Source organism: Vibrio sp. 10N.261.52.A1, from assembly GCF_002876325.1.
GTDB classification, from domain to species: domain Bacteria; phylum Pseudomonadota; class Gammaproteobacteria; order Enterobacterales; family Vibrionaceae; genus Vibrio; species Vibrio chagasii.
Window position 1 is genome coordinate 1 of the sequence record NZ_MCYD01001340.1, and the last position, 689, is coordinate 689.

1 protein-coding gene and 1 pseudogene are annotated in these 689 nt (G+C 43.3%); one reads left to right on the top strand and one right to left on the bottom strand.

Going from position 1 to position 689, the window contains the following annotated elements; translation table 11 throughout:
* Positions 1–326, top strand: a 326-nt coding sequence (locus BCT81_RS27580; RefSeq protein WP_133152754.1) for a methyl-accepting chemotaxis protein, incomplete at its 5' end; no start/stop codon positions are given.
* Between the two features lie 123 nt (positions 327–449).
* Here the strand turns inward: BCT81_RS27580 and BCT81_RS27585 are convergent.
* Positions 450–689 (bottom strand): annotated as a pseudogene (locus BCT81_RS27585) (mechanosensitive ion channel family protein); the annotation flags it as partial.

The following is a 689-nucleotide window of genomic DNA, read 5'->3' on the forward strand; positions in this document are numbered from 1 at the left end:
TAACACAACAAGCCGAACGTACATTTAATGCTATGCAAAGCAGCAACGAAAAAGTGGACCACAGCGTGGTTGCATCTAACGAGACACGCCAACAACTCGATGTAATTGTGAATGAGCTACACAATGCCAATGATATGGTTTCGCAAATTGCTGCAGCATCCGAGCAGCAGAGTACAGTAGCAACAGAGATGAGTGAGAGTGTCACTGGGATTCATTTGGCCGCTAACGAAGTGCTACAGGCTTCACAATCGTTGGCTGAAGACAGTCAGAAGATGGCAAACACCACTGAACATCTCACTGAACAGTTGAAGTACTTTAAGGTTTAGTTCAATTAACCAAGCCGGAAAGACAACAGCGTTAAATAGGCGGAAACCATAAAAAAACACCTCCGAATCTTATTCAAGTGCGGAGGTGTTTTTGTTTTTAGCAATCTAGCTATCAACCTAAAATTAAGAGTGGGCAGCCACTGAGATTTTAGGTGGGTTGATGTTGTGTTTCTTAAACTCTTTCATGACACGAAGTGTAATATCAGTCTCGAACAACTTCTCATAGGCTGTATCCACCACATAAGCCTTACAGGTTAGCTGTATTGCTAGGTAGTTGTCAGTAATGGTCTGTTTCACCAATACCGTAACAGGCTTGGGTAGGTGGATATAACGGCTTGATGAGGCCGCTTCCTGTATCAGATC